At 63.8% G+C, this 26,628-nt stretch carries 21 protein-coding genes and 1 tRNA gene; all 22 read left to right on the forward strand.

What is annotated here, in order from left to right; genetic code table 11:
• Positions 1 to 113: 113 nt before the first annotated feature.
• Entirely contained in the window at positions 114 to 1,226 is a 1,113-nt protein-coding gene (locus ACT3UA_RS05620) for a mannose-1-phosphate guanylyltransferase (RefSeq protein WP_096289249.1), read from the forward strand.
• A gap of 219 nt (positions 1,227 to 1,445) precedes the next feature.
• The gene (gene betT / locus ACT3UA_RS05625) at positions 1,446 to 3,611 is read left to right on the forward strand and encodes a choline BCCT transporter BetT (protein WP_096288994.1); all 2,166 of its coding nucleotides are present in this window, start codon (positions 1,446 to 1,448) and stop codon (positions 3,609 to 3,611) included.
• Positions 3,608 to 5,128, forward strand: a complete 1,521-nt coding sequence (locus tag ACT3UA_RS05630; protein ID WP_444615670.1) for an aldehyde dehydrogenase family protein — start codon at positions 3,608 to 3,610, stop codon at positions 5,126 to 5,128. The genes betT and ACT3UA_RS05630 overlap by 4 nt, the downstream gene beginning before the upstream one ends.
• Positions 5,129 to 5,149: 21 nt before the next feature.
• On the forward strand, positions 5,150 to 6,718 hold the full coding sequence (locus tag ACT3UA_RS05635) for a GMC family oxidoreductase (RefSeq protein WP_444615671.1): 1,569 nt from the start codon (positions 5,150 to 5,152) through the stop codon (positions 6,716 to 6,718).
• Positions 6,719 to 6,854: 136 nt separating this feature from the next.
• Complete coding sequence (locus ACT3UA_RS05640; protein ID WP_096287815.1) at positions 6,855 to 8,051, forward strand: amidohydrolase; 1,197 nt, start codon at positions 6,855 to 6,857, stop codon at positions 8,049 to 8,051.
• A 263-nt stretch (positions 8,052 to 8,314) separates the two neighbouring features.
• Entirely contained in the window at positions 8,315 to 9,403 is a 1,089-nt protein-coding gene (locus ACT3UA_RS05645) for a BMP family lipoprotein (protein WP_096287759.1), read from the forward strand.
• 123 nt (positions 9,404 to 9,526) lie between these two features.
• Positions 9,527 to 11,161: an ABC transporter ATP-binding protein gene (locus ACT3UA_RS05650; protein ID WP_096287757.1), complete on the forward strand. Its 1,635-nt coding sequence runs from the start codon at positions 9,527 to 9,529 to the stop codon at positions 11,159 to 11,161.
• 20 nt (positions 11,162 to 11,181) lie between these two features.
• The gene (locus ACT3UA_RS05655) at positions 11,182 to 12,390 is read left to right on the forward strand and encodes an ABC transporter permease (protein WP_096287813.1); all 1,209 of its coding nucleotides are present in this window, start codon (positions 11,182 to 11,184) and stop codon (positions 12,388 to 12,390) included.
• A gap of 5 nt (positions 12,391 to 12,395) precedes the next feature.
• Positions 12,396 to 13,667: an ABC transporter permease gene (locus ACT3UA_RS05660; protein WP_444615684.1), complete on the forward strand. Its 1,272-nt coding sequence runs from the start codon at positions 12,396 to 12,398 to the stop codon at positions 13,665 to 13,667.
• Positions 13,668 to 13,675: 8 nt separating this feature from the next.
• Positions 13,676 to 14,086: a cytidine deaminase gene (locus ACT3UA_RS05665; RefSeq protein WP_096287755.1), complete on the forward strand. Its 411-nt coding sequence runs from the start codon at positions 13,676 to 13,678 to the stop codon at positions 14,084 to 14,086.
• Between the two features lie 60 nt (positions 14,087 to 14,146).
• A complete protein-coding gene (locus ACT3UA_RS05670; protein WP_096287753.1) occupies positions 14,147 to 15,460 on the forward strand; it encodes a thymidine phosphorylase in 1,314 nt (437 codons plus the stop codon).
• 317 nt (positions 15,461 to 15,777) lie between these two features.
• Positions 15,778 to 16,452: a DedA family protein gene (locus tag ACT3UA_RS05675; RefSeq protein ID WP_096287751.1), complete on the forward strand. Its 675-nt coding sequence runs from the start codon at positions 15,778 to 15,780 to the stop codon at positions 16,450 to 16,452.
• Positions 16,453 to 16,554: 102 nt separating this feature from the next.
• Complete coding sequence (locus ACT3UA_RS05680; protein WP_444615685.1) at positions 16,555 to 17,736, forward strand: adenosine deaminase; 1,182 nt, start codon at positions 16,555 to 16,557, stop codon at positions 17,734 to 17,736.
• 112 nt (positions 17,737 to 17,848) lie between these two features.
• Entirely contained in the window at positions 17,849 to 18,400 is a 552-nt protein-coding gene (locus tag ACT3UA_RS05685; RefSeq protein WP_444615672.1) for a pyridoxamine 5'-phosphate oxidase family protein, read from the forward strand.
• Between the two features lie 13 nt (positions 18,401 to 18,413).
• A complete protein-coding gene (locus ACT3UA_RS05690) occupies positions 18,414 to 19,082 on the forward strand; it encodes a MazG nucleotide pyrophosphohydrolase domain-containing protein (protein ID WP_444615673.1) in 669 nt (222 codons plus the stop codon).
• A gap of 108 nt (positions 19,083 to 19,190) precedes the next feature.
• The gene (gene eno / locus ACT3UA_RS05695) at positions 19,191 to 20,471 is read left to right on the forward strand and encodes a phosphopyruvate hydratase (protein ID WP_444615674.1); all 1,281 of its coding nucleotides are present in this window, start codon (positions 19,191 to 19,193) and stop codon (positions 20,469 to 20,471) included.
• A gap of 101 nt (positions 20,472 to 20,572) precedes the next feature.
• Positions 20,573 to 21,418 (forward strand): FtsB family cell division protein, encoded by an 846-nt coding sequence (locus tag ACT3UA_RS05700; RefSeq protein WP_444615675.1) that lies wholly within the window; start codon positions 20,573 to 20,575, stop codon positions 21,416 to 21,418.
• 56 nt (positions 21,419 to 21,474) lie between these two features.
• Positions 21,475 to 22,167 carry a DUF501 domain-containing protein gene (locus ACT3UA_RS05705; RefSeq protein WP_105553912.1) on the forward strand — a complete coding sequence of 231 codons (693 nt, stop codon included), beginning with the start codon at positions 21,475 to 21,477 and terminating at the stop codon, positions 22,165 to 22,167.
• The gene (locus ACT3UA_RS05710) at positions 22,167 to 23,090 is read left to right on the forward strand and encodes a Ppx/GppA phosphatase family protein (protein ID WP_176484238.1); all 924 of its coding nucleotides are present in this window, start codon (positions 22,167 to 22,169) and stop codon (positions 23,088 to 23,090) included. The genes ACT3UA_RS05705 and ACT3UA_RS05710 overlap by 1 nt, the downstream gene beginning before the upstream one ends.
• 60 nt (positions 23,091 to 23,150) lie before the next feature.
• Positions 23,151 to 24,680, forward strand: coding sequence for a S8 family serine peptidase (locus tag ACT3UA_RS05715; RefSeq protein ID WP_255248491.1), 1,530 nt, complete (start codon positions 23,151 to 23,153; stop codon positions 24,678 to 24,680).
• 252 nt (positions 24,681 to 24,932) lie between these two features.
• A complete protein-coding gene (locus tag ACT3UA_RS05720; protein WP_096287735.1) occupies positions 24,933 to 26,315 on the forward strand; it encodes an NAD(P)/FAD-dependent oxidoreductase in 1,383 nt (460 codons plus the stop codon).
• Between the two features lie 119 nt (positions 26,316 to 26,434).
• A tRNA-Leu gene (locus ACT3UA_RS05725) sits at positions 26,435 to 26,516 on the forward strand.
• Positions 26,517 to 26,628: the final 112 nt, after the last annotated feature.

Raw genomic sequence — 26,628 nt, forward strand, 5'->3', positions numbered from 1 at the left:
GCCAGAAGGCCGGAAATACGCGCGTAATAACGCATAGACACGTTTCGTATTTATTGATCGCCCGAGAGCTTCAATGACCGGGTTTGCCCACCGAATGAATTAGTGTTGTGCTCGTGAATGCAGACCTTTTAGCGCGATTCCATGGCGTGATTCCGGCCGGTGGCGTCGGAACCCGACTGTGGCCCCTCTCCCGAGCCTCGGCTCCCAAATTCCTGCACGATCTCACCGGCTCGGGTTCTACCCTGATCCGTGCGACGTACGACAGGTTGGTGCCATTGGCCGGTGAGCGGATTATGGTCGTCACCGGTCGTGCCCACCGCGGCGCGGTCATGGACCAGCTCCCCGAACTGTGTGACGAGAACCTGGTGCTCGAACCCGAGCCACGTGATTCGGCGGCCGCGATCGGACTCGCCGCAGCCATCCTGTATCGCCGTGACCCGAATATCATCATGGGTTCTTTCGCCGCCGACCAGGTCATTGGCCCGGTGGACATCTTCCAGAAGGCGCTGAGCGAAGCGATCCATACCGCGGCCACGGGCAAGATCGTGACGATCGGCATCCATCCGACTCATGCCTCGACGGCCTTTGGCTACATCAAGGCCGGCGATTTGCTGAATGTTGCCAACGCGCCCACCGCCCGCGCCGTCGTGGAATTCGTGGAGAAGCCGGATGAGGATACGGCCCGCGGCTACCTGGCCGGCGGGGGATTCCTCTGGAATGCCGGAATGTTCGTCGCCCCCGTGGGGCTGATGCTCGAGCACCTCAAGTCGAACGAGCCAGATCTGCATGCCGGCCTGATGCGCATCGCCGAGGCGTGGGATACCGACGAGCGCGAAGCCGTCATGAACGCGGTCTGGACCGACCTGCCCAAGATCGCGATCGACTACGCGGTGGCCGAGCCCGCCGCGGCCGCCGGCGACGTCGCGGTGATTCCCGGCGTTTTCAACTGGGATGACGTCGGGGACTTCGCCGCCATCGGTCGGCTGAACAAGGCCAGCGAGGACACCGGGGTGATCTCTCTGGGGGAGAACGTTCGGGTGTATTCGGATAATGCCACCGGCGTAGTCTATGGGGATCGCCCCCGGGTGGTTGCGCTGATCGGAATCGACGATGTGATCGTCGTGGATACGGCCGACGCCTTGCTCGTCACGACCAAGGAGCACGCGCAGAAGGTCAAGCAGACGGTGGAGAAGCTCAAGGCCTCCGGAGCTACCGACGTGCTCTAGCGCACGCAGTTTCCGACGCCCGTGGCCGACTCGAAAGGGTAGGTCACGGGCGTTTTTGCTGGTTGTGAGGACTATCTCGAAGCAGCGGATGGCGAAGGCGGCCAGGCGCGCCAGCAAGCCGGTATAACTAGACCCGGCGGCACAAATTCGGATGCTCGCGGTGCCTCGGATTCACGGTTTCGGGTGCTTTTCGACACGAATTTGAGTAGGTTTGAACGCATGTCAACGGCTAAGAATGATTCCGAACCGCCAAGCAAACCCAACGACCAAGCCAAGGTGCCCGAACCGGTCCAGAAAGAAACTCGAATCAATCGAGTTGTCTTTTTCGGTTCGGCCTCGCTGGTGCTCGGCATTGCCCTGTGGGCCATTCTCGACAGGGAGTCTGCCGACGCAGTGATCGGTGCCACGGTCGCCTGGATCGGCAAGAACTTCGGCTGGTACTACACGCTCATCGTCGTCTCCGTGCTCGTCTTCGTCATCAGCATCGCCATTTCGAAGGTCGGCAAGACCCGGCTGGGGCCCGACCATTCACGGCCGACCTTCAACGTTTTCACTTGGGCTTCGATGCTTTTCGCGGCCGGCATCGGCATCGACCTGATGTTCTTCTCGGTGGCCGAGCCGATCACGCAGTACCTAGCGCCACCTACCGGCGACGGCTCAACCGTTGAGGCGGCCCGCCAAGCGGTGGTCTGGACGCTCTTCCACTATGGACTGCTGGGCTGGGGCCTCTACGCGCTGATCGGGCTGGCGCTGGGCTATTTTGCCTACCGGCACAATCTTCCGCTGTCGATCCGTTCCGCCCTCTACCCGCTGCTGGGCCGCCGGATCAATGGCTGGATCGGCCACTCGGTGGATATAGCGGCCATGCTGGGTACGATTTTCGGCATCGCGACCTCGCTGGGCATCGGCGTGGCCCAGCTGAACTATGGGTTAAATTTCATGTTCGGAATTCCCGAGAACATGAGCTGGCAGATCGTGCTGATCGTCGCGGCCGTTTTCATGGCGACGATCTCGGTACTGACCGGTGTGGAAAAGGGCATTCGACGGTTATCCGAACTCAACGTGCTGCTGTGCATTGCGCTGATGCTCTTTGTGCTGATCGTCGGCGGTACCGCCTACCTCTTCGACGGGATCATCATCAACATCGGCGACAGCCTCGCGAACTTCCCGGGCATGGCGCTGGATACCTTCGCCTATGACCGCCCCGATGAGTGGCTCAATGGCTGGACGCTCTTCTTCTGGGCGTGGTGGATCGCCTGGGCGCCCTTCGTCGGGCTGTTCCTCGCCCGCATTTCGCGTGGGCGAACCATTCGGCAGTTTGTCACCGGCGTTCTGGTAGTGCCTTTCGCCTTCATCCTGTTGTGGATCTCGATCTTCGGCAATAGCGCGCTGGCGCTGGTGCGCGGCGGAAACGCGGCCTTCGGCGAGGTCGCCATGAACACCCCGGAGCGGGCCTTCTATTCGCTGCTCGAGCAGTACCCGGGTACCCCCATCACCGCGGCGATCGCCACCTTCACCGGCCTGCTGTTCTACGTCACCAGCGCCGACTCCGGCGCGCTGGTGATGGCGAACTTCACCTCGCACCTGAAAGATGCGCAATCGGACGGCTCCAAGCCGGTGCGCCTGTTCTGGTCGCTGGCCACGGGCCTGCTGACCTTGGGCATGCTCTTCGTCGATGGCGTGCCGACCCTGCAAGGCGCGACCGTCATCATGGGCCTTCCCTTCTCCTTCGTGCTGCTATTCATCATGCTGGGACTGTTTAAATCCCTGCGGGTTGAATCGGCGCTGGCCGATAGCTACCAAGGGGCCATGCACAAGGTGCTGAGCAGCCGGATGGGTCCCAGCACCGAACGGCGCAGCTGGAAGCAGCGTCTGTCCCGGGCGATGAACTATCCCGGGCACCGGGCGGTGCAGCGCTACCTCGCCGAGGTGGCCGAGCCTGCACTGCGCGAGGTGAGCGAGGAGTTCACCGCCCGCGGCGCCGAGGTCCAGCTGGATACCGAAGCGGTGCATAACCTGAACCTCGACTCCCTGGACCTGGTGGTCGGCAACGGGCAGGAACGTCCCTTCAAATACCAGGTGTACCCGGTCCAGCTTCCGGTACCGAGCTACGCGAGGGTCTCCGCGGGCGATGACATCTACTACCGCATCGAAGTCTTCTCCCAAGAAGGCAGCCACGGATACGACCTGATGGGGCTGAGCAAAGAGCAGCTCATCTGCGATGTGCTGGACCAGTACGAAGCGCATCTCACCTTCCTGAATACCCAGATCGAATCCGATGGACCCAGCCAGATCAACGCGGCGGGAGCCGGAAAGTCTGATTGGGAGTCGGACTTTGAAACTTCCTCTATTCCCCTGATTGCTAAGACGAAGGACGAGTCATGAGTTTTCCGCAGAACCAGAACGAACTACTGCTCAATGCCGCGACGATTTATATTGACGGCAGCTTTGGGCCGGCCAGCTCCGCCGCGACCAGGCAGATCTCCTGCCCGGCCAACGGCGAACCGGTAGCCCTCGTCTCCGAGGCCGGGCCCGCGGACGCCGAGGCCGCGATCGCCGCGGCCCGCCGCGCCTTCGACACCGGGACCTGGTCCCAGCTCCCCGCCCCGGAACGCGGAGACTTCCTGCTGCGCGTCGCGGACCGGCTGGCCGAACGCAAGGACGAATTCGCGCTGGCCGAAACCCTGGACACCGGCAAGCGCCTGGTCGAATCCGAACTGGACATGGACGACATCATCAACTGCTTCCGCTACTTCGGCAAGCTCTCCGGAACCGATGCCGGGCGGATCGTCGACGCCGGGGACCGGCAGGTGCTCAGCCGCATCGTCTACGAACCGGTCGGCGTCGCGGCGATGATCACCCCGTGGAACTACCCGCTGCTCCAAGCCGCGTGGAAGATCGCCCCGGCGCTGGCCGCCGGCTGCTCCTTCGTGCTCAAGCCCGCCGAGCTGAGCCCCTCCACCGCGATCCTGATGCTGGACGTGCTCCATGAGCTGGGCCTGCCGGCCGGGGTGGCGAACCTGGTCACCGGCACCGGCGCGCAGGTCGGCGCGGTCCTCTCCGAGCACCGCGACGTGGACCTGGTCTCCTTCACCGGCGGCCTGGCCACCGGGCGCAAGGTCGCGGCCGCGGCGGCCGGAACGGTGAAGAAGGTCGCCCTGGAGCTGGGCGGGAAGAACCCGAACGTGATCTTCGCCGACGCGGACTTCGACGCCGCGGTGGACAACGCGCTGAATGGCGCGTTCGTGCATTCGGGGCAGGTCTGCTCGGCCGGGGCGCGGATCATCGTGGAGGAATCCATTGCGGAGCGGTTCGTCGACGAACTGGTGCGCCGCGCGGAGCAGATCACCCTCGGCGGCCCGTTCGATGAGCACGCCGAAACCGGGGCGCTGATCTCCGCGGAGCATCTGGGAAAGGTCGAGGCGTATGTGCAGTCCGGGCTCGCCGAAGGCGCGCGGCTGCGCTGCGGGGGCCGGGCGGCCACCGATGCGGACGGCCCCGGGCTGGGGGCGGGGCATTTCTACCTGCCCACCGTCTTTGACCAGGTGGCCCGCGGCATGTCGGTGGTCATCGAGGAGGCCTTCGGCCCGGTGGTCACCGTGGAGACCTTCGCCACCGAAGATGAGGCGGTGGCTACCGCCAACGACACCGACTACGGGCTGGCCGGGGCGGTGTGGAGCCAGGACGCGTCCAAGACCCAGCGGATCGCGGCCCGGTTGCGCCACGGGACGATCTGGATCAACGACTTCCACCCCTACCTGCCGCAGGCCGAGTGGGGCGGCTTCGGCCAGTCCGGGGTCGGCCGCGAGCTGGGGCCGACCGGGCTGGGCGAGTACCAGGAAGCCAAGCACATCTACCAGAATCTGGACCCGCAGGTCACCGGCTGGTTCGCCCAGAAGTAGGGAAGAGGGAAACTGAGGATTATGAGCAACACTAACGAATTTGACTACATCGTCATCGGCGGCGGTTCGGCCGGCGCCGCGGCCGCCGCACGGCTGAGTGAAGACCCGGCGGTGCGCATCGCGCTGGTGGAGGCCGGCCCCGATGACCGGGGTCTTGAGGAGGTCTTGCAGCTGAACCGCTGGATGGAATTGCTCGAATCCGGGCTGGACTGGGACTACCCGATCGAGGCGCAGGAGAACGGGAACTCCTTCATGCGCCATTCCCGGGCCAAGGTGATGGGCGGGTGCTCGAGCCATAATTCCTGCATCGCGTTCTGGGCGCCGCGCGAGGACCTGGATGAATGGGAATCGAAGTTCGGGGCCACCGGCTGGAATTCGGCGATGGCCTACCGGCTGTATCAGCAGCTGGAGAGCAATGAGGACGCCGGGCCGGAGGCCCCGCACCATGGGGATTCGGGGCCGGTGCACCTGATGAATGTGCCGGGCACCGATCCGTGCGGGGTGGCGCTGCTGGAGGCTTGCGCGCAGGCCGGGATTCCGCGGGCGAAGTTCAACAACGATGAGACCGTGGTCAACGGGGCGAACTTCTTCCAGATCAACCGGCGTGCCGATGGCACCCGGTCCTCCTCCTCGGTCTCCTATATCCATCCGATTATGGAGCGGGAGAACTTCACGCTGCTCACCGGGCTGCAGGCGCGGAAGCTGAACTTCGATGCGGGCAAGCGCTGCACCGGGGTGGACGTGGTCGACGGGGCGTTCGGGCGCACTACCACGCTGCACGCGGCCCGCGAGGTGATCCTCTCGGCCGGGGCGATCGATTCGCCGAAGCTGCTGATGCTTTCGGGGATCGGGCCGGCCGAGCATCTGGAGTCGGTGGGCGTCGAGGTGCTCCTCGACGCGCCGGGGGTGGGCGAGCATCTGCAGGACCACCCCGAAGGGGTGATCCAGTGGGAGGCGAAGCAGCCCATGGTCAGCGAATCCACCCAGTGGTGGGAGATCGGCATCTTCACCCCCACCCGCGAGGGGCTGGACCGTCCGGATCTGATGTTCCACTACGGGTCGGTGCCTTTTGATATGCATACGCTGCGCCAGGGGTATCCGACCGGGGAGAACACCTTCTGTCTGACTCCGAATGTTACGCATGCGAAGTCCCGGGGTACGGTGCGGTTGCGCAGCTGCGATTTCCGTGACAAGCCGAAGGTCGATCCGCGCTATTTCACCGACCCGGAGGGCCATGATGCGCGGGTGATGATCGCCGGGATCCGCAAGGCCCGGGAGATCATCGGGCAGCCGGCGATGGCTGATTGGGCTGGGGTGGAGCAGTTCCCGGGCCAGGGTGTGCAGTCCGATGCGGAGATCTTCGATTACCTCAAGCGCACGCATAACACCGTGTATCATCCGGCCGGGTCGGTGCGGATGGGGGCTGTGGAGGATGTGATGTCGCCGTTGGATCCGGAGTTGCGGGTTAAGGGGGTGTCCGGGTTGCGGGTGGCCGATGCGTCGGTGATGCCGGAGTTGGTGACGGTGAATCCGAATCTCACGGTGATGATGATTGGTGAGCGCTGCGCCGAACTGATCCGCGGCAAGTAGCAAATGTCCCGTGCCCGGGCCCCGGTTCGCGATGAACCGGGGCCTGGGATGGGATTGTATTGCGTAATTCGGCTCAAGGTTACGGCCCAGCTGGTCGCCGATTCCTCGACGGCGTATTCTCACAGGGGTGACCACCGTGAATGAAAATGGCAAGCTGGCTTCCGTCCAACCGTGGACCGAGCCGCTGCTGCCTGCGCTGATCGACTTCCGCCGCGAGCTGCACCGCAACCCAGAACTGTCCTTCGCGGAGCACCAGAGCACCGCGCGGATTCTCGCGACGCTGCGTGCCGCCGGGCTCGAGCCGGTGGCCATGGAGCAGACCGGTGCATTCGTCGACGTGGGACCGGGGCCGATCCGGCTCGGGCTGCGCGCGGATATCGACGCTCTGCCCGTAGTGGAAGAAACCGGGCTGGATTTCGCCTCGCAGACCGACGGGGTGGCCCACGCTTGCGGCCACGACATCCACACCACCGTGATGCTCGGCGTCGCGCTGGCCTTGCAGCGGATGGACGAGGCCGGGGCGCTGCACGGAAAAATTCGGGTGATCTTCCAGCCTGCCGAGGAGAAACTGCCCGGCGGCGCGCTGTCCGTGATCGAGCAGGGGATCTTGGATGAGGTGCCGCGCGTGCTGGCGCTGCACTGCGATCCGCGGATCGACGTGGGCAAGATCGGTACCCGCATCGGCGCGATCACCTCGGCCAGCGATACCATTCGCATCGAGGTCAACGGCCGCGGCGGGCATACCTCACGTCCGCATTTGACCGAAGACATCGTCTTCGCAATGAGCCAGATCGCCACCCAGGTCCCGGCAGTGCTCGGACGCAAGGTGGATGTGCGCTCGGCCGTCTCGGTGGTGTGGGGGCAGATTCATGCCGGCAGCGCCCCGAATGCGATACCCGCTACCGGATACCTGGCCGGAACCATGCGTTGCCTCGATGGCGAGGTCTGGTACGCGGCCGGTGAGCTGCTCGATGCTACGGTCCGCCAGGTGGCAGCTCCCTATGGGGTGGAGATCAAGATGCAGCACACCCGCGGGGTGCCGCCGGTAATCAACGCTCCGAGCGAAACCGCATTGATCGAAGATGCGGCTCGCCGGGAATTTGGCGCGGCAGCGATCGAGCTGACCCCGCAGTCCATGGGCGGAGAAGATTTTGCCTGGATGACGCAGAAGGTACCGGGGGCAATGCTGCGCCTTGGCACCCGCACTCCGGGAGGCAAGACCTTCGACCTGCACCGCGGGGACTATAACCCAGATGAACGGTGCATCGGAACGGGCGTGCGCTTGATGGCCGCCGCGGCCGTGCAGGCCATCGACGAAGCGCTGGCCAACTAGGGGAAACCCAAAAAGTTTTAACACTTCTTTGAAGCTTTAACAAATCGTCATCTGACTTGGAGTTTGGCGTTAAGCGCTTGCCGTTACGTGTTCGGGAAGTTACCGGTTTGTAATCTTCCACGTCTTTACCTCTGTCGTATCTCCGATAGGCTATGGAAACGATGGGAAAGCTAGTACTTTTGTGCCGCTCGCGAAGGCCATCTTCGTGGGGTTACAGGTTCCTCGCCTCCCGGTAATCTCGCACTTCACTCATGGAGGTTTAGATGCGCTTCGTATCGCGCAAGACCGGTATGGCTGCGGCCATGCTCGGCATTTCGGCTTTGGCATTGAGCGCCTGTGGCGCTGCTCCAGAGGAAACCGGCGGAGCCGCCGGCAACTCTGACTACATTGGCTGCATCGTTTCCGACTCGGGCGGATTCGACGACCAGTCCTTCAACGAATCCTCGCACCGCGGCCTGCTGGCCGCTGCCGACGATATTGGCTTCACCCCGCGCGAGGCAGAGTCGAAGTCGAACGCCGACTTCGCCACCAACCTCACCGGCATGATGAACGCCGGCTGCAATCTGACGGTCACCGTCGGATTCCTGCTGGGCGACGCAACCGCCGAAGCCGCTGCCGCTAACCCGGAGAAGCACTTCGCGATCGTCGACTTCCAGTATGAGGAGCAGATCGAAAACGTCAAGCCGATCATCTATGACACGGCTCAGGCAGCCTACCTGGCCGGCTATGCGGCAGCTGCCGCCTCGGAGACCGGCACCGTGGCCACCTTCGGCGGCGTCAAGATTCCTACCGTCACCATCTTCATGGACGGTTTCGCCGACGGCGTTGACAAGTTCAACGAAGACAAGGGCGAGGACGTCAAGCTGCTGGGCTGGGACAAGGAGAAGCAGGACGGCACGTTCACCGGCGACTTCGAAAAGCAGGACAAGGGCAAGCAGGTGACCAAGAACTTCATCGACAACGGTGCAGACGTGGTCATGCCCGTGGCAGGTCCGGTAGGCAAGGGCGCCGGCGCTGCGGTGCAGGACGCCAACAAGGCCGGCAAGGACGTCAAGCTGGTATGGGTTGACTCCGATGGCTACGTGACCGCTCCGGACTACAAGGACGTCATGCTCACCTCGGTGGTCAAGACCATGGACAAGGCCGTCGAAGAGGTCATCGTCGCCGACGCGGCAGACAACTTCGATTCGACCCCATATGTCGGAACGCTGGAGAACGAGGGTGTTGCCCTGGCTCCATTCCACGACTTCGACTCCACGGTTTCCGATGAAACCAAGGCAGAGCTCGAGGCCCTGAAGGCCTCGATCATCTCCGGTGAGCTGAAGGTTGAATCGGCAGCCAGCCCTAAGTAGGGTTTGGCGCACCACAGAATAAGTCATCCGAGCGCGTCACCGCTCACCGCCTGAGCGGTGTGCAGGTGACGCGCTCTATGCCTGCCCACCTGCCAGTAACCGAATAACAAAGATGGTGGAATCGTGAAACTCGAACTACGAGGAATCTCGAAAGCCTTCGGTTCTTTCTACGCCAACAAAGACATCGACCTCGTCGTCGATGATGCCCAGATCCACTGCTTGCTCGGTGAGAACGGCGCGGGAAAGTCCACGCTAATGAACGTGCTCTACGGTCTGTACCAACCGACCGAGGGGCACATCCTGATCGACGACAAGCCGGTGGCATTCTCCGGCCCCGGCGATGCCATGGCCGCCGGCATCGGCATGGTGCACCAGCACTTCATGCTGATCCCGGTGTTCACCGTCGCCGAGAACATCGCCCTGGGCGCCGAAGCCACCAAGGCCGGCGGCGTGCTTGACCTGCAGGTCACACGCAAGAAGGTCCGCGAAATCTCCGACCGCTATGGGTTCAACGTCGACCCGGACGCGATCGTCGAGGATTTGCCCGTCGGCGTGCAGCAGCGCGTGGAAATCATCAAGGCACTGGTCCGCGAGGCGAAGGTGCTCATCCTCGATGAGCCAACCGCGGTGCTGACCCCGCAGGAGACCGACGAGCTGCTGGATATCATGCGCCAGCTCAAGGCCAACGGCACCTCGATCGTGTTCATCTCGCATAAGCTGCGCGAGGTGCGCGCGGTCTCCGATGTGATCACCGTGGTCCGCCGCGGACTGGTCGTCGACTCGGTCGCCCCCGAAACCTCCACCACCGAGCTGGCCAACCTGATGGTCGGACGCGCCGTGCAGCTGAACCTGAACAAGGAAGCGGGCACCCCGGGGGAGGCCAGCCTCGCGGTGCGCGAGCTGAGCGTCATCAATCCGGCCGGGACCACCACCTTGGACCGGGTCTCCTTCGACATCCACCGAGGCGAGATCCTCGCCGTGGCCGGGGTGCAAGGCAACGGGCAGACCGAACTGACCGAGGCGATCCTCGGCACCCAGCCGGTGAACGCCGGATCGATCAAGCTCGACGGTCAGGAACTGGTCGGCAAATCGGTCAAGGCGGTGCTGCGCTCGGGCGTGGGCTTTGTCCCCGAAGACCGCTCGGTGCACGGGCTGGTCACCCAGTTCTCCATCGAAGAGAACCTGATTCTGGACCTGTACGACCGAAAGCCCTTCGGCAAGGGGATTTCGATGAACCTGGAGGCGATGAAGAAGAACGCCACCAAGCAGATCGCCGACTTCGACGTGCGCACCGACAACCCGCTGAACCCGGCGTCCAGCCTCTCTGGCGGCAACCAGCAGAAGGTGGTGATGGCCCGCGAGCTGAGCCGCGATTTGAAGCTGTTCATCGCCTCGCAGCCCACCCGCGGCGTGGATGTGGGCTCCATCGAGTTCCTGCACCGGCGCATCGTCGCCGAACGCGACAAGGGCACTCCGGTGCTGATCGTGTCCACCGAGCTGGACGAGGTGATGGAGCTGGCGGACCGGATCGCGGTGCTCTACAAGGGCAAGATCAACGGCATCGTGCCGGGGGACACCTCCCGCGAGGTGCTCGGCCTGATGATGGCCGGCGTCTCCCAGGAGGATGCGATCAGCCAGGCCGGCCACGTGAAGGCCGACGCCGAACCCGTCGAGGCGGCCCCGGCACCGGCGGAAACCACTCAGCCCGGCAAAGCAGCGCCGGGCGACATGAACGCAGCGGAAGGAGAAGCGCAGTGAGCGAGAACCCCATCGGCGAGATGCCGGCCGCCGAGAAGCCGGCAGCGCCGCCCGAGGGCAAGCAGCCGGATAACGAGCTGTTCCGCAAGATCACCCAGGGCCCGGGCATCGTCTCGCTGCTCGGCGTGATCGTCGCCCTGGTCATCGGCGGCCTGCTGGTAGCGGTCACCGACAAGAAGGTCATCGAGACCTCCAGCTACATCTTCGCCCGACCCAGCGATTTCTTCTCCCAGCTGTGGCGCGCGGGCACCGAAAGCTACGTGGCGCTGTTCAACGGCTCCATCTACAACTCCGCACGGGGCTTCTCCCCGTTCCTGGAGACCCTGACGGTCTCCACCCCGCTGATCTGCGCGGGCCTGGGCGTTGCCCTGGCCTTCCGCGCGGGCATGTTCAACATCGGTGCCCAGGGGCAGATCATCATCGGCGCCACGATGGCCGGCTATGTCGGGTTCGCCTGGCATCTGCCGCTGGTGCTGCACCTGTTGCTGGTGATCATTTTCGGGCTGCTCGGCGGCGCGCTGTGGGGCGGGCTGGTGGGCCTGCTCAAGGCCCGCACCGGCGCGCACGAGGTGATCTTGACGATCATGTTCAACTACGTGGCGCTGTACCTGCTGTACTTCTTGATGAACACCACCGCCTTCCGCCGTCCCGGCGAGACGAACCCGATCTCCCCGATCCTCGACGCCAACGCGACCTTCCCGGCGATGCCGGGTTCCCGGTTGCACCTGGGCTTCGTCATGGCGATCGGGCTGACGGTGCTGGTGGCCTGGATGCTCAAGCGCTCCACCCTCGGCTTCGAATTCCGCGCGGTAGGGCATAACCCGCAGGCCGCACGGACCGCCGGGGTGAACGTCGCACGGACCACCATGCTGGCGATGGCCTTCGCCGGCGCGCTGGCCGGTGCCGCCGGCGTCGCCCAGGTGGCCGGCACCGAGAAGGTGCTCACCGCCGGTGTGGCCGGCTCGCTCGGCTTCGACGCGATCACCGTGGCGCTGCTGGGCCGCTCCACCCCGTGGGGGACCTTCTTCGCCGGGCTCTTGTTCGGTGCCTTCCGCGCCGGTGCGGTCAATATGCAGATCTCCACCGGCACCCCAATCGACATCGTGCTCGTGGTGCAGTCGCTGATCGTGCTGTTCATCGCCGCTCCGCCGCTGGTGAAATCGATCTTCGGCATGAACCCCAAGCGACGCGCGCGCGTCGCCGAAACCACCAAGGCAGGTGCCAAGTGACCACCATGACGACTCAAGGCCTGCAACCGTCGATCACGCTGTTGCCGAGCAAGAAAACCCCAATCGTGCTCAGCGTCATCGCACTGATCACGCTGATCAGCTTCGGCTTCCTAGGCAGCAGCCAGGCGGCGCATTTCTCGCTGAGCACCGCCACCGACGCGTTCACGATTCCGGACCTGGTCTTCCCGGGCATGGCCACGAATATCGTCTTCGGGGTGCTGCTGGCGGCCCTGGCGGCCTACTCCTGGAGGCTGCGCGCCAAGGGGCAGGCCCTGCCGACCTGGGCGGTGGTGATCGCCGCGGTGCTCTTCGTCCTGGGCTTCCTGATCTGGGTGGTCTCCGGGGCGAATATCAACAGCATTTCGCTGGCCAGCCTGCTGGCCGGCGCGGTGGTGCTCGCGGTGCCGCTGGTCTTCGGTTCGCTCTCCGGAGTGCTCTGCGAACGTGCCGGCGTGGTCAACATCGCCATCGAGGGCCAGCTGCTCGGTGGCGCGTTCACCGCGGCGATCGTCGCCTCGGTGACCAAAAACGCCTTCGCCGGGCTGATCGCCGCAGGCATCGCCGGCGCGCTGGTTTCCCTGGTGCTCGCGGTCTTCGCAATCAAGTACCTGGTCAACCAGATCATCGTCGGCGTGGTGCTCAACGTGCTCGTCTCGGGCATCACCGGGTTCCTCTTCACCACGGTGATGCAGGAAGATCCGGAACTGTTCAACTCGCCGGCCCACCTGCCGATCATCGCGATCCCCGGGTTGAGCGCCATCCCGGTGATCGGCCCGATCCTGTTCAAGCAGTCGCTGATCGGCTACCTGATGTACGTGGCGGTCTTCCTGGTCTGGTTCGGCCTGTTCAAAACCCGTTGGGGGCTGCGCGTGCGTGCGGTGGGCGAACACCCGAAGGCCGCGGACACCCTGGGCATCAAGGTCAACGCCACCCGCTTCTGGAACGTCACCCTCGGCGGCATCGTCGCCGGCATCGGCGGCTCGTTCTTCACCCTGGTGGCGATCGATTCCTTCACCAAGGAGATTTCCGGCGGCCGCGGCTTCATCGCGTTGGCCGCGGTGATCTTCGGACGCTGGAACCCGATCGGAGCCTTCGCCGCCGCGCTGCTCTTCGGCTTCGCGGATAACCTGCAGGTGATCTTGACGATTATCGGCACACCGGTGCCAAGCCAGTTCATGGCGATGATGCCGTATCTGGTCACGATCTTCGCCGTCGCCGGACTGGTGGGCCGCTCGCGTGGCCCGGCGGCCGTCGGCGAACCGTATGTGAAGGAATGACAATCCCCATGGAAAACAACACCGCGCCGTGGTCGCAGCTCGAAGCTGCGGCCGCGGCGGCGCTGTCCACGGCCTATGCACCCTACTCGAAGTTCCGGGTGGGCGCCGCGGCGCAAACCACCGATGGGCGAATCGTCTCGGGGTGCAATATCGAAAACGCCGCCTACGGGGTGACCCTGTGCGCCGAGTGCGCCATGGTCGGCGAAATGTTCGCCACCGGCGGCGGCCAGCTGGCGTACTTTGTCTGTTTCGGCCAGCTGGAGGCGGGCAAGGTCGAACTGATCACCCCCTGCGGGCGCTGCCGCCAACTGCTCTTCGAGCACCGGGGTGCCGACATGCTGATCAAAACCGATACCGGCATCCTCACCATGGAACAGCTGCTGCCCTACGCCTTTGGCCCGAACGATATTGCCTTGTGACCCGCGCGCTTTTGCGTAGCGAAGTCACCTCCGAGAAATTGACGAGTAAGGAACCCGATTATGGCTGCCGAAAAATTTAGTGCCGTCGATATCATCCGCACCAAACGCGATGGCGGGGAACTCAGCGGCGAGATGATCGACTGGACCATCGAGGCGTACACCCGCGGCGCCATCGCCGAAGAGCAGATGTCCGCGCTGAATATGGCGATCTTCTTCCGCGGCATGAACCGTTCGGAAATTTCGCGCTGGACCCACGCGATGATCAACTCGGGCGAACGCATGGACTTCTCCGGGTTGACCGATGCCAACGGCAAGCGGCTGGCCACCACCGACAAGCACTCCACCGGCGGGGTGGGGGATAAGATCACGCTGCCGCTGGCACCGCTGGTCGCCAGCTTCGGGGTGGCCGTCCCGCAGCTCTCCGGCCGCGGCCTGGGCCACACCGGAGGCACCCTGGATAAGCTCGAAGCCATCCCGGGGTGGCGTGCGGCATTGACCAACGAGGAGATGTTCGCCCAGCTTTCGGGTGCCGGCGCGGTGATCTGCGCCGCGGGCACCGGGCTGGCCCCGGCGGATAAGAAGCTGTACGCGCTGCGGGATGTGACCGCCACCGTGGACTCGCTGCCGCTGATCGCCTCCTCGATTATGAGCAAGAAGATCGCCGAAGGCACCGGCACGCTGATCCTGGATGTGAAGGTCGGTTCCGGCGCCTTCATGAAGGACGAGGCGATGGCCCGCGAGCTCGCCGAAACCATGGTCTACCTGGGCACCGATTCCGGGGTGAATACCGTCGCCTTGCTGACGAATATGGACACCCCGCTCGGGTTGACCGCCGGCAATGCGATCGAGGTCGAGGAATCCGTTGAGGTGCTCGCCGGCGGCGGGCCGGAGGACGTGGTCGAGCTGACCGTGGCCTTGGCCACCGAGATGCTCGCCGGTGCCGGGATCAAGGGCGTTGACGTGCGCGCCGCGCTGGGCAACGGCCAGGCGATGGACCGCTGGCGGCAGATGATCATCGCCCAGGGCGGCGACCCGGACGCGAAGCTTCCGGTGGCCACCGAATCGCATACCGTCTACGCGCCGGCCGAGGGCGCGCTGCTGAAGCTCGACGCGATGGATATCGGCTTGGCGGCCTGGTTCCTGGGCGCGGGGCGTGCCCGCAAGGAGGATTCGGTGCAGGCAGGTGCCGGCGTGCGCTTGCATGTGAAGCCCGGCGCCTTGGTGCGCCGCGGGCAGCCGATCGCGACGCTGCTGACCGATACCCCGCAGAAGCTGCCGCGCGCCATCGAACTGGTGGAAAAGTCGATCCTGATCGGTTCGGATACCGACCGGGCGGACACCCGCCTGATCTTCGATCGGATTGCCGCGAAGTAGCCGAACTTCCGCGAGTGCGCCGGAATCTCGTCGACGCAAGGCGGCACCCGACCCACGCCGTGGTCGGGTGCCGCTGTCGTTTCTTCGCGGTGGTCGTGAACCGCTGCTCCGCGCGCGGCTCTAGCTCCCGGCAAACTCCCGGCAAACTCCCGGGAACCGGAAGGCGGTGTTCAATCGTTGGACAGATGTCTCCACCCGTGGGTGTGGATGGATAAAATTCATTATGCGACGACGGTCGGATGCATCGGTGCGAGTTCTCGAGTGAGAATGGAATCACGGCGCGTCAGGCGCAAGCCCGGGGGAAGAAGCAGAGATTAATGGAACTGGTCAACGAGGCGATCACGCAGGCAGCAAGCGCATGGTGGGTGCTGCCGCTGTTGTTTCTGTTCTGCATGATCGATGCGTTTTTTCCGATCGTGCCCTCCGAGTCCTTCCTGGTCTCGCTGGCCGCCGTGGGCGTGAACACCGGGTCGCCCAACCTGGTATTGATTGCAGTGCTTGGCATTTCCGGGGCCATCGTGGGGGACCAGATCACCTTCCTGATCGGCCGCAAGCTCGGGGCGCGCGGCTTCGCGTGGATGCGCGGAAAGCGGGCGCAACGCGTGCTGAATTTTTCCGCGCGCAAGCTCCAGACCTCAGGGGCGCTGCTGATTTTCACCGCACGCTATATCCCCGTGGGCCGCGTCGCGGTGAATTTGACGGCGGGCGCCACGGGCTTCAGCCACCGCCGTTTTACCCTCTTCGACATCATCGGCTGCGTCACCTGGGGCGCCTATTCGGTGGGCATCGGAGCGTTGGCGGGCAATTGGCTGGCGCATAACAAACTGCTGGGAATTATCGTCTCGGTGGTGCTCGCGGTGCTGCTGGGCTACCTCATCGACCTGTTGGTCAATCGGGTGTTTGCCCGGTACAAGCGGCGCACGCAGAACGGCGCACCGGCCGAAACCTCCGGGGCGCTGGAGCTGGTCCCGCCCGAGCGCGAACAGGGTTAACCCGCCGGCTTGACGATGGTCACATAGCGGCTCGCAGATCTTTACCCAGCAGAACTATCTGTGCGGAGGAATTGCGACTAGGCTCGACCTGTGACTGAAGAAATGATTCATCTTGCCTATGATCCCGAGTTCGACTTCCGGGATCTGCCCAAAGTTTCGCTGCATGACCACCTTGACGGTGGCTTGCGCCCGCAAACCATCATCGACTTGGCAGCGGAGGTCGGCCACGAGCTGCCGGCCACCGACGCCGAAGCCTTGGGTGAATGGTTCCGTGAATCGGCCGACTCCGGTTCGCTGCCACGCTACCTGGAAACCTTTGACCACACCCTGGCCGTAATGCAGACCCGCGATGCGCTGATCCGCGTGGCTCGCGAATTCGTCGAAGACCTCGCGGCCGACGGCGTGATCTACGGCGAGGTGCGCTACGCACCCGAGCAGCACCTGCGCGAGGGGCTGAGCCTGGACGACGTCGTCGACGCCGTGCAGGAAGGGCTGGATCAGGCCTGCGAGACGCTGAACAACGAGGGCCACCCGATTCAGGTTGGCCAGCTGCTCTGCGCCATGCGCCAAGCGGACCGCGGCCTGGAGATCGCCCAGCTGGCCTTGCGCCACCGCGGACGGGGCGTGGTCGGATTCGACATCGCCGGCCCCGAGGATGGGTTCCCGCCTTCGCGCATGAAGGACGCCTTCGACCTGCTGGCCGAGAATCTCTTCCCCGCCACCGTGCACGCAGGCGAGGCCGCCGGGCTGGACTCGATCAAGGATGCAATCCTGGTCGGCCGCGCCACCCGCTTGGGCCACGGCGTACGCGTCGCGGAAGATATCGAAATCGAGTTCGGCGGCGTGGACGACGACGGGGAAACCCTGGACCAGGACACCGGACTGGTTTCCTTGGGCCCGGTAGCCAACTGGGTGCGCGAACGCGGCATTCCGCTGGAAATCTGCCCGTCCTCGAACCTGCAGACCGGCGCCACCGCCGGATTCGGCGAGGGAATCGAATCCCACCCGATCGACCTGCTGGTGCAGACCGGGTTCAACGTCACCATCTCCCCGGACAACCGGCTGATGAGCGGCACTGGCCTGTCCGATGAATTCGAATTGCTGGTCGAGGCCTTCGACTACGATCTCGAAGACCTGCTGGATCTGACGCTGAACGCCGCCGAGGCGGCCTTCGTGCCGCTGGAAATGCGTGAACTGCTGGTCGAATACATCAACGACTACTACGCCGACCTGCTCGACGAAGACGACGATGAGGACGACGACGAGGATTACGAAGAGATCTAATTCTCGACGCAATCATTGGCGCAAGGGCCACCGAACCGGTGGCCCTTGCGGCGTTTAACCCTGCCCGAGGCAGGGTGGCGGGAGCCGAAATCGATGCACTATGCTCGAATTTGTGGGCAAAATCTTTGAGGGCATAGACGAGAACCTGAAGACTTGGATTCAACGGCAGCCGATGTGGTTCGTGGCCACCGCGCCGCTATCGGACCAAGGGCATGTGAACATCTCCCCGCGCGGGCATGACTCCTTTTCGGTGCTGGGCCCGAACCAGGTGGCCTGGGTGGACTACACCGGCAGCGGGGTGGAAACCATCGCGCATATCCGGGAAAACGGCCGGGTGTGCCTGATGTTCAATTCCTTCGACGACCGGCCACGCATCGTGCGCCTGCACGGGCGCGGGGCGGTTCACCTGCCGGGCGAGGAGGTCTTCGAGAAGGTTGTTGCCCTGCACCCGGAGCATCCAAGCACCCGCGCGGTGATTTCGGTTCGGCTCACCCGGATCAGCGACTCCTGCGGTTGGGGCGTACCGGTGATGGAGCTCGCCGGGGAACGGGAGCTGCTGCGCCTGCAGGCCGAGAAGAAGGGCGCCGCGGGCATGGAAGAGTACCGGGCGCAGAAGAATTCGCTGAGCATCGATGGTCTGCCCGGGTTGCCCGCATCCATGTGATTAGCTTGAAGGCATGCAAAGCGAGAGCGAATTAGACCGGCTGATCTGGATCGTCGGGACCCTGCGGGAGCGCTGTGCCTGGACCGGCGCATTGACCCATGAGTCCCTGCGCACCTACCTGATCGAGGAATCCTATGAGGTGCTCGACGCGATTGGCGCGCAGGATGCGCAACTATTGTGCGAGGAGCTCGGGGATTTGCTCTTCCAGATCCTGCTCCATGCGCGGATCGCCGAGGAGCGGGAGCACTTCGGCCTGCAGGACGTGGCCAAGGCGCTGGCAGACAAGCTGCAACGCCGCAACCGGCATGTCTTCGATGCACGCGGTGAGCTCGAACCGGTGATCACCACGGACATCGCTGAGATCATCCGGATTTGGGATGCAGCGAAGCAGTCCGAACGTGCCGGGGCGCCGCGGCGTAAAAATGCCGGACTCCCCGCCGGACTTCCCTCGCTGGCGCTGGCGCAAAAGCTGCTGGACCGGCACCGGCGTGCGGGGGCCGCGAAACTCCCGGCGCCCACCAGCGAAATCCGGGCACGCGTGCACGACGCGCAGAGCCTGGGTTCCGAACTCTTGGCCCTCTCGGCGCGGGCCGAGGAGCTTGGCTTGGATGCCGAAACGGTGCTGCGCGACGCGCTGGCGGAAAATTATGCTGGAACGAAGAGTGAAACAACGTCGCCCTAACATGGGGTGAAGCGCTAGGCTAGGGAACAGGCAATGGTGCCAACGGTCGATCGGACCGCTGGATCGACCAGCCCTTAGACAACCCCTTTATACAAGGAGTCCTTACTCATGGCATTGATTGACGCCATTCACGCGCGCGAAATTCTTGATTCCCGCGGAAATCCGACCGTTGAGGTCGAGGTCCTACTTACCGATGGCGCACATGGCCGCGCCGCGGTTCCATCCGGTGCTTCCACCGGCCAGTTCGAAGCCGCGGAACGTCGCGACGGAGACAAGAAGCGCTACCTCGGCAAGGGCGTCTTGGGCGCCGTTGGGTCGGTAATCGAAGAGATCGCCGACGAGCTGGAGGGCTTGGACGCCACCGACCAGCGCTCCATCGACCAGGCAATGATCGAGTTGGACGGCACCGCCAACAAGTCGAAGCTCGGCGCCAACGCCATCTTGGGTGTTTCCCTGGCCGTGGCGAATGCCGCAGCCGCCAGCGCCAACCTGCCGCTGTTCAAGTACCTGGGCGGCCCGAACGCCCACGTGCTGCCGGTGCCATTGATGAACATCCTCAACGGCGGCTCGCACGCCGACTCCGATGTGGACATCCAGGAATTCATGATCGCCCCGCTGGGCGCCGAGACCTTCTCCGAAGGCCTGCGCTGGGGCGTCGAGGTCTACCACAACCTCAAGTCGGTACTGCAGGAAAAGAAGCTGTCCACCGGGCTGGGCGACGAGGGCGGCTTCGCGCCGAACCTGCCAAGCAACCGCGCGGCGCTGGAACTGATCACCGAAGCCATCAAGCGCGCCGGCTACACCCCGGGCAAGGACATTGCCCTGGCGCTGGACGTGGCCTCCTCGGAGTTCTACGAGAACGGCGCCTACCAGTTCGAGGGCGAATCGCGCAGTGCACAGCAGATGAGCGACTACTACGCCTCGCTGGTTGCCGACTTCCCGCTGGTATCCATCGAGGATCCGCTGGATGAGAACGACTGGGAAGGGTGGAAGACCCTGACCGACAATATCGGCGACAAGGTGCAGCTGGTGGGCGATGACCTGTTCGTCACCAACCCGGAGCGTCTGGCTCAGGGCATCAAGACCAATACGGCGAACTCGCTGCTGGTCAAGGTGAACCAGATCGGCACCCTCACCGAGACCCTGGACGCCATCTCCATGGCCCAGCGTGCCGGCTACACCACCATCACCTCGCACCGTTCGGGCGAGACCGAAGATATCACCATCGCCGAGATCTGCGTGGCCACCAACGCCGGCCAGATCAAGACCGGTGCCCCGGCCCGAAGCGAGCGCGTAGCAAAGTACAACCAGCTGCTGCGCATCGAAGAGGACCTGGGCGAGGCAGCAGTTTACGCAGGAACCAGCGCGTTCCCGCGTTTCAACAGCTAATCTTCAGATAAAACGAATAAGCTCGTCGGTAGTTGGATACCGACGGGCTTATCGTTATTTAATGGAGATACCGTTGGAAGTACGAGTTTGAATGGGGGAGTATGGCGCAGCGACCACCGCGCATGCCGCGACGAAACACCCCAGCAAGCACCGGGAAACCGGAAGCTGACTCCGGTGAGCGTAGCGAAATAGACGAAGCACCGGCAGCCGGCGCGCGCAGTGAAACCCGTGGGGCCCATCAGGCGGAGCCGGCCACCGACGCGTTGCACGTGGTACCCACCGCGAAGAGGAATGCTCCGGCGGCGCGCAGGGCGCGGACCGCTCCATCCCCGGAACGCAAAACAGCTGGCACCGGCTCTTCTGGCGCGCCCGCGGCGCCGCGGCCAGCCAAGCCCGCCGCCAAGCCTGCCGCGGGAAAACCGAAAGCACCGCTGCGCGAACGTGCCAAGGAGAAGCAGAGCGAACGCCGCCGCGATGACCGGGTGAAGTTCTCCGCCGCGGTCCGCCGCAAGCCGGGGGAGAAGGCCGAGGCCCACAGCCAGCCGCCAGCCGGCGAACCGGTGGCGGCCCATCGCTTCTCCGGACGCGTGGCCGCACTGCTGGTAGTGCTCGCGTTCTTCGCCGTGATGCTGGTGCCCACGGTGAACTTCTACCGCACCCAAATGACCGAAATCAACGAACTGCGTGCCTCGATCAGCGCGAAGGAGCAGCAGCGCGACGAGCTGAAGGCCGAGATCGCACGTTGGGACGATCCGCTGTATATCAAGCAGCAGGCCCGCGAACGGATAAACTTGGTGATGCCGGGCGAAAAGCTGTACAAGGTGGTGGGCGAACTTCCAGCTGAGGAAGAAGTCCAAACAAGCAATGGCAGCACCTATGAGGTGCGCGCCGATCTTCCATGGGTTGATGCGCTGCTCGATTCGGTGCATCGCTCGGCGACCGACTGATCACTTACCGGCTCCCTGCACCAGGGACGAACCACACGACGCGAAAAGACGATAACTTGACTGATAAGCCAATCCGCGAAGCCCTCGATGCCGCCGGACGTGTTCCCAGCGAGCAGGACCTGGATACGCTCAGCCGCCAGCTGAACCGTCCGGTACGCGATGTGGTGGAGATCGGTGCACGCTGCGTGTGCGGCAATCCGCTGGTGGCGACCACCGCCCCGCGGCTTTCCAGCGGCATCCCCTTCCCGACCACCTACTACCTGGCGCATCCGGTCATCACCGCCGCGGTGTCCCGGCTGGAAGCCGCCGGGCTGATGGGCGCCATGAACGATCGCTTGGGCGAGGATTCGCAGCTGGCCGCCGACTATGTGTCGGCGCACGAGTCCTATCTGGCGAACCGCGAGGCGATCGGCGAGCGTTCGGGCACCGGGGCGGTCCCGGAGATCGACGGCGTCTCGGCCGGCGGCATGCCGAGCCGGGTGAAGTGCCTGCATGTGCTCGTGGGGCATTCGCTGGCGGCCGGCGAGGGCGTGAACCCGCTGGGTGACGAGGCCATCGCGGGGATCGCGGAATGGTGGACCAAGGACAAATGCTTCTGCGAAGGCGCCTGGGATACCACCGGCGAGGCTCCGAGCCTGGATCGATCGCGCCATGTGAAGACCCAAGAGCGGGTTGACCCGGCGGTGAAACGCGCCGAGCGCGCACGCAAGCGTGCCGAGCGCGAAGCCACCGAAGCGGATCAAGCCTGATGCGCGTAGCGGGAATCGACTGCGGGACGAACTCCATCCGCCTGCTGATTGCGGATGCCACCGTTGAGGCCGACGGCGTGCAGTTGCGTGACGTCGTGCGCACCATGCGCGTGGTTCGGCTGGGCCAGGACGTGGACGCCACCGGCGGGTTCGCTCCCGAAGCTTTGGAACGTACCTTCGCCGCGGTGCGCGAGTACAAGGCATTGTGCGATGAGCATTCAGTCCAGCAGATCCGTTTTGCGGCGACCAGCGCGGCGCGTGATGCCTCGAACCGCGAGGTCTTCCTGTCCACCGTCACCGGCATCCTGGGCGTGAGCCCCGAGGTGATCACCGGAGATGAAGAAGCGAGCCTGTCCTTTACCGGCGCGGCCTCGGTGCGCCACGCCAAGGACGGCCAGCTGCTGGTCATTGATCTTGGCGGCGGTTCCACCGAATTTGTCCTCGGCGACGATTCCGGACCGCTGGCCGCGGCCTCGCTGGATATGGGTTGCGTGCGGGTGACCGAACGCTTTGCCGACCGCGACGGGGCGATCGAGTTCATCGATGACACGCTGGCCACGCTGGACGGCCGAGTCGATGTGTCCCAGGTGGATACGGTGATCGTGGTGGCCGGTACCTTTACCACCCTCACCGCGCAGGCGCTGAAGTTGAGCGCCTATGATTCGGCAGCCATCCACGGCGCCCAGCTTTCTTTCCCGCAGATGCGCCGAGCCACCGGTGAAATGCTCTCCTATAGCCGTGCGGAACGCGAAGCGTTGGGCTTCATACATCCGGGACGCGTGGATGTGATTCAGGCCGGCGCGTTGATCGTGGAACGCATTCTGGGTTACCTCGAACGAACCAGCCAAAACCGTCCGATGACGTTGATCGCCTCGGAGCACGATATTCTCGATGGAATCACGGCCTCGGCCGCGCGTAACTAGCCAACTGCAGTTCTAGCCCTACTGGCCCGGCATGCCGGAGCCCCTTGCGAGGAGATGATCGTGGGTCACTTGACTACCGGCAAGCCCGTCGCGGCGCGTACCTTGTTGGCTGCCGTGTTGGCGGCGCTACTGGCCGGGGCTACGGTGCTTGGCGCCGCTCCGGCCCATGCGGACGATATCCGCAGCAGCGAATACTGGTTGGCGGCCCAGGGCATTACCGAGGCGCACAAGGTCACCAAGGGCAAAGGCGTCAAGGTCGCTATCATCGATACCGGCATCGATACCAGCCACCCTGATCTGAAGGGCGCGATCGCCGGCGGGGCGGACATGTCTGGTTCCGGCGGGCCTAAGGGCGATAGGCCGATCGGTGTGATGAGCGAGCACGGAACCCTGGTGGCCACCTTGCTGGGCGGGCGCGGCAACAATAAGCAAGAGATTGAGCGGATCAAGTCCGAGAACGAACGGCTGAAGGCCGCGTGGGAACGCGCGAAGAAGAACGCCGAAGAAAAAAATGAAGACAAAGCGGACGACGAAGAGCCGGTAGAAGTCCCCGAAGAACCCGAATACGAGAAGGTGCCGCCCCTGCGTGCGGGCAATGACGGAGTGCTCGGCGTCGCTCCGGAGGCCGATCTGCTTTCGGTGTCCTTGTGGATGGGCGGGGAAAACCCTTCGGGCATTCCCGTCGAGGAGCAGATCCCCAAGGCGGTGCGCTGGGCAGTTGATTCCGGCGCCAAGGTGATCAACATGTCCCTTGGCTCCACCTCGCCGGCGTGGCCCGAAAGCTGGGATGACGCGTTCAAGTACGCGGAGGACAAGGACGTGGTCATCGTGGCCGCCGCGGGCAACCGTTCGGGCGGGATGAGCCAGGTCGGTGCCCCGGCAACGATCCCCGGCGTGCTGACGGTCGCCGGGGTCGATGAGTCGGGCAAGGCTTCGAAGGATTCCTCCACCGAGGGTATCTCCATCGGTGTCGCCGCTCCCGCCGAACAGCTGGTCGGAGGCCTGCCCGGCGGCGGATACGCCCGCTGGTCCGGTACCTCGGGCGCTGCGCCGCTGGTCGCCGGCGTGGCCGCGCTGATTCGCGCCGAGCATCCGGAGATGAAAGCGCCACAGGTGATCAACCGAATCCTGCAGACCGCCAAGGACACCGGCGCGGCCGGTGTGGACAATCTGTACGGTTACGGCATTATCGATGCGCACGCGGCGCTGACCGCAAATGTGCCGGTGGCCGAGACTAATCCGATGAACACCATTACCGAGTGGATTCGGATCCATCGCCGAAATTCAGATGAAAAGACCGAGGCGCCGGATCCAGGGGTCTCCATGGAGAAGTCGACGCTGGATCCCGTAGCGGCTCCCGAACCGATCCTTCCCGATGACTCGGCCCCGGCACTGCAGCCGGTGATTGTGCTCGGCGGTGGAATCCTGCTGGTGCTGGTACTCCTCGGCGGGGGAGCGCAGGTAGGAATTCGTGCCCGACGGCAAAAGAAAATCCGTGAAGCCGAGCTCGCGGCCCTGAGTAAATTGCAGGTCGGCAAGTCGGGCGATGGGCGCGATCTATTCGACGAAATCCCGGAAGACGATAAGTAGCCGAAACTTGTTGCTGGCGGTGAGCCAAAGGAGATAGAACTCCTTTGGCTCACCGCCAGTTCGGGTTAACCCGTGGCGGTAGGCGCCCGGTGTCCGATGACCGTTTCCAGGGCAGGTTTTCAGCTGGAAAGCGCGGAATTCTCCCGGTGCGCTCCGCCGCGGCAGGAACTTGTGCGGGCGGAGAGACGAAGGCAACAGAGAAAGTTAGTGAATGTTTTCACTAACTCCGATATTCCGCGTAGAATCAAGAGTATGTCGATCATCGAAAGCTCCCAGAAGCGTCCGCGCATTCTTGTCGTTGGCGGTGGCTATGTTGGCCTTTACGTCGCGATGAAGTTGCAGAAGAAGGTCAAGGACCACGGTGGCATCGTCACCGTCGTAGACCCGAACCCATACATGACTTACCAGCCATTCCTGCCAGAAGTTGCAGGTGGCAATATCGAACCACGCCACGCGGTGGTCTCCCACCGTGCGCACCTGAAGCACTCCGAGCTGGTTAATGGCCGTGTGCTGAGCATTGACCACGCTAGCAAGAAGGCTGTTGTCGCACCGGTCAGCGGTGAAGAATTCGAGCTGGAATACACCGATATCGTGATGTCCGCTGGCGCCATCACCCGCACCTTCCCGATTCCGGGACTGGGCGATGCAGGCATCGGACTGAAGACCATCGAAGAAGCGGTAGCACTGCGCAACAAGGTTGCCGAACGCATAGAGTCCGCAGCGAATATGACCGATCCGGTTGCACGCAAGCGCGCGCTGACCTTCGTTGTGGTTGGTGGCGGCTTCGCTGGCATCGAAACCATTGCCGAGCTTGAAGACATGGCTCGTCACCTGGTCAAGCTCAACGACCGCGTCGATGAGAAGGAAGTCCGCTTTGTTCTCGTTGAGGCGATGGGCCGCATCATGCCGGAAGTTACCGAAGAGCAGGCCTTGTGGGTTGTTGACCACTTGCGCAGCCGCGGTATCGAGGTCCTGCTGAACACCTCGCTGGCAGATGCCACCGACGGAAACCTGCAGCTGATCAATATGGCAGACAAGTCCCCAGCCGGCGAATTCGGCACAGACACCTTGATCTGGTGCGCCGGTGTCATGGCGAACCCGATGGTGCGCTCCACCGATTTCCCAATCGAACAGCGCGGCCGCATCGAGACCCGCACCGATTTGCGGATCAAGGATGAGAACGGCAACCCGCTGGACGGAGCCTGGGCTGCCGGCGATATCTCGGCCGTGAAGGACGTCACCGGCGGTCTGCCGGATGGCACCTGCGTGCCGAACGCACAGCACGCAGTGCGCCAGGCCAAGCTGCTGGCGAAGAACCTGTATGCATCGCGCTACGGCGTAGGCACCATCAAGGAATACAAGCACAAGAACCTCGGCGCAGTTGCAGGCTTCGGCCAGAACAAGGGCGTCGCCAAGGTAGTTGGCCTGAAGCTCAAGGGCTGGCCAGCTTGGATGGCACACCGCGGATACCACGGTATGGCCATGCCAACCTTCGAGCGCAAGTTCCGCGTCCTGGGCGACTGGATGGTTGCTTGGTTCTTCTCGCGCGACGCGGTGCAGCTGAACAACTTGGAGACCCCTCGCGCGGCCTTCGAAGAATCGGCTAATCCCAAGAAGGCTGCTTCAGCGAAGTAAGCTGCTTTGATCGACGAATGACCGCCACAGGGGCCGGAAGTGACTTCTGGCCCCTGTGGCACTGATCGATGCGGGAATTTCAGATTTTACGATCTGATCGCGTAAGATTTTAGAGTCTTGCCCTCATGGTGGAATTGGCATACACGGCTGACTTAAAATCAGCTGCCGAAAGGCTTGTGGGTTCGAGTCCCACTGGGGGCACCTGTGAAAGGGCCGCTACTTACCTGTAAACACGGGGAAGTAGCGGCCCTTGCTTTGCTTGAATACTGGTGCTTTGCAGTTGACTTGTCGATTCTGGCGAAGCGGATCTACA

Source organism: Glutamicibacter sp. 363, assembly GCF_052379505.1.
Lineage (GTDB): Bacteria > Actinomycetota > Actinomycetes > Actinomycetales > Micrococcaceae > Glutamicibacter.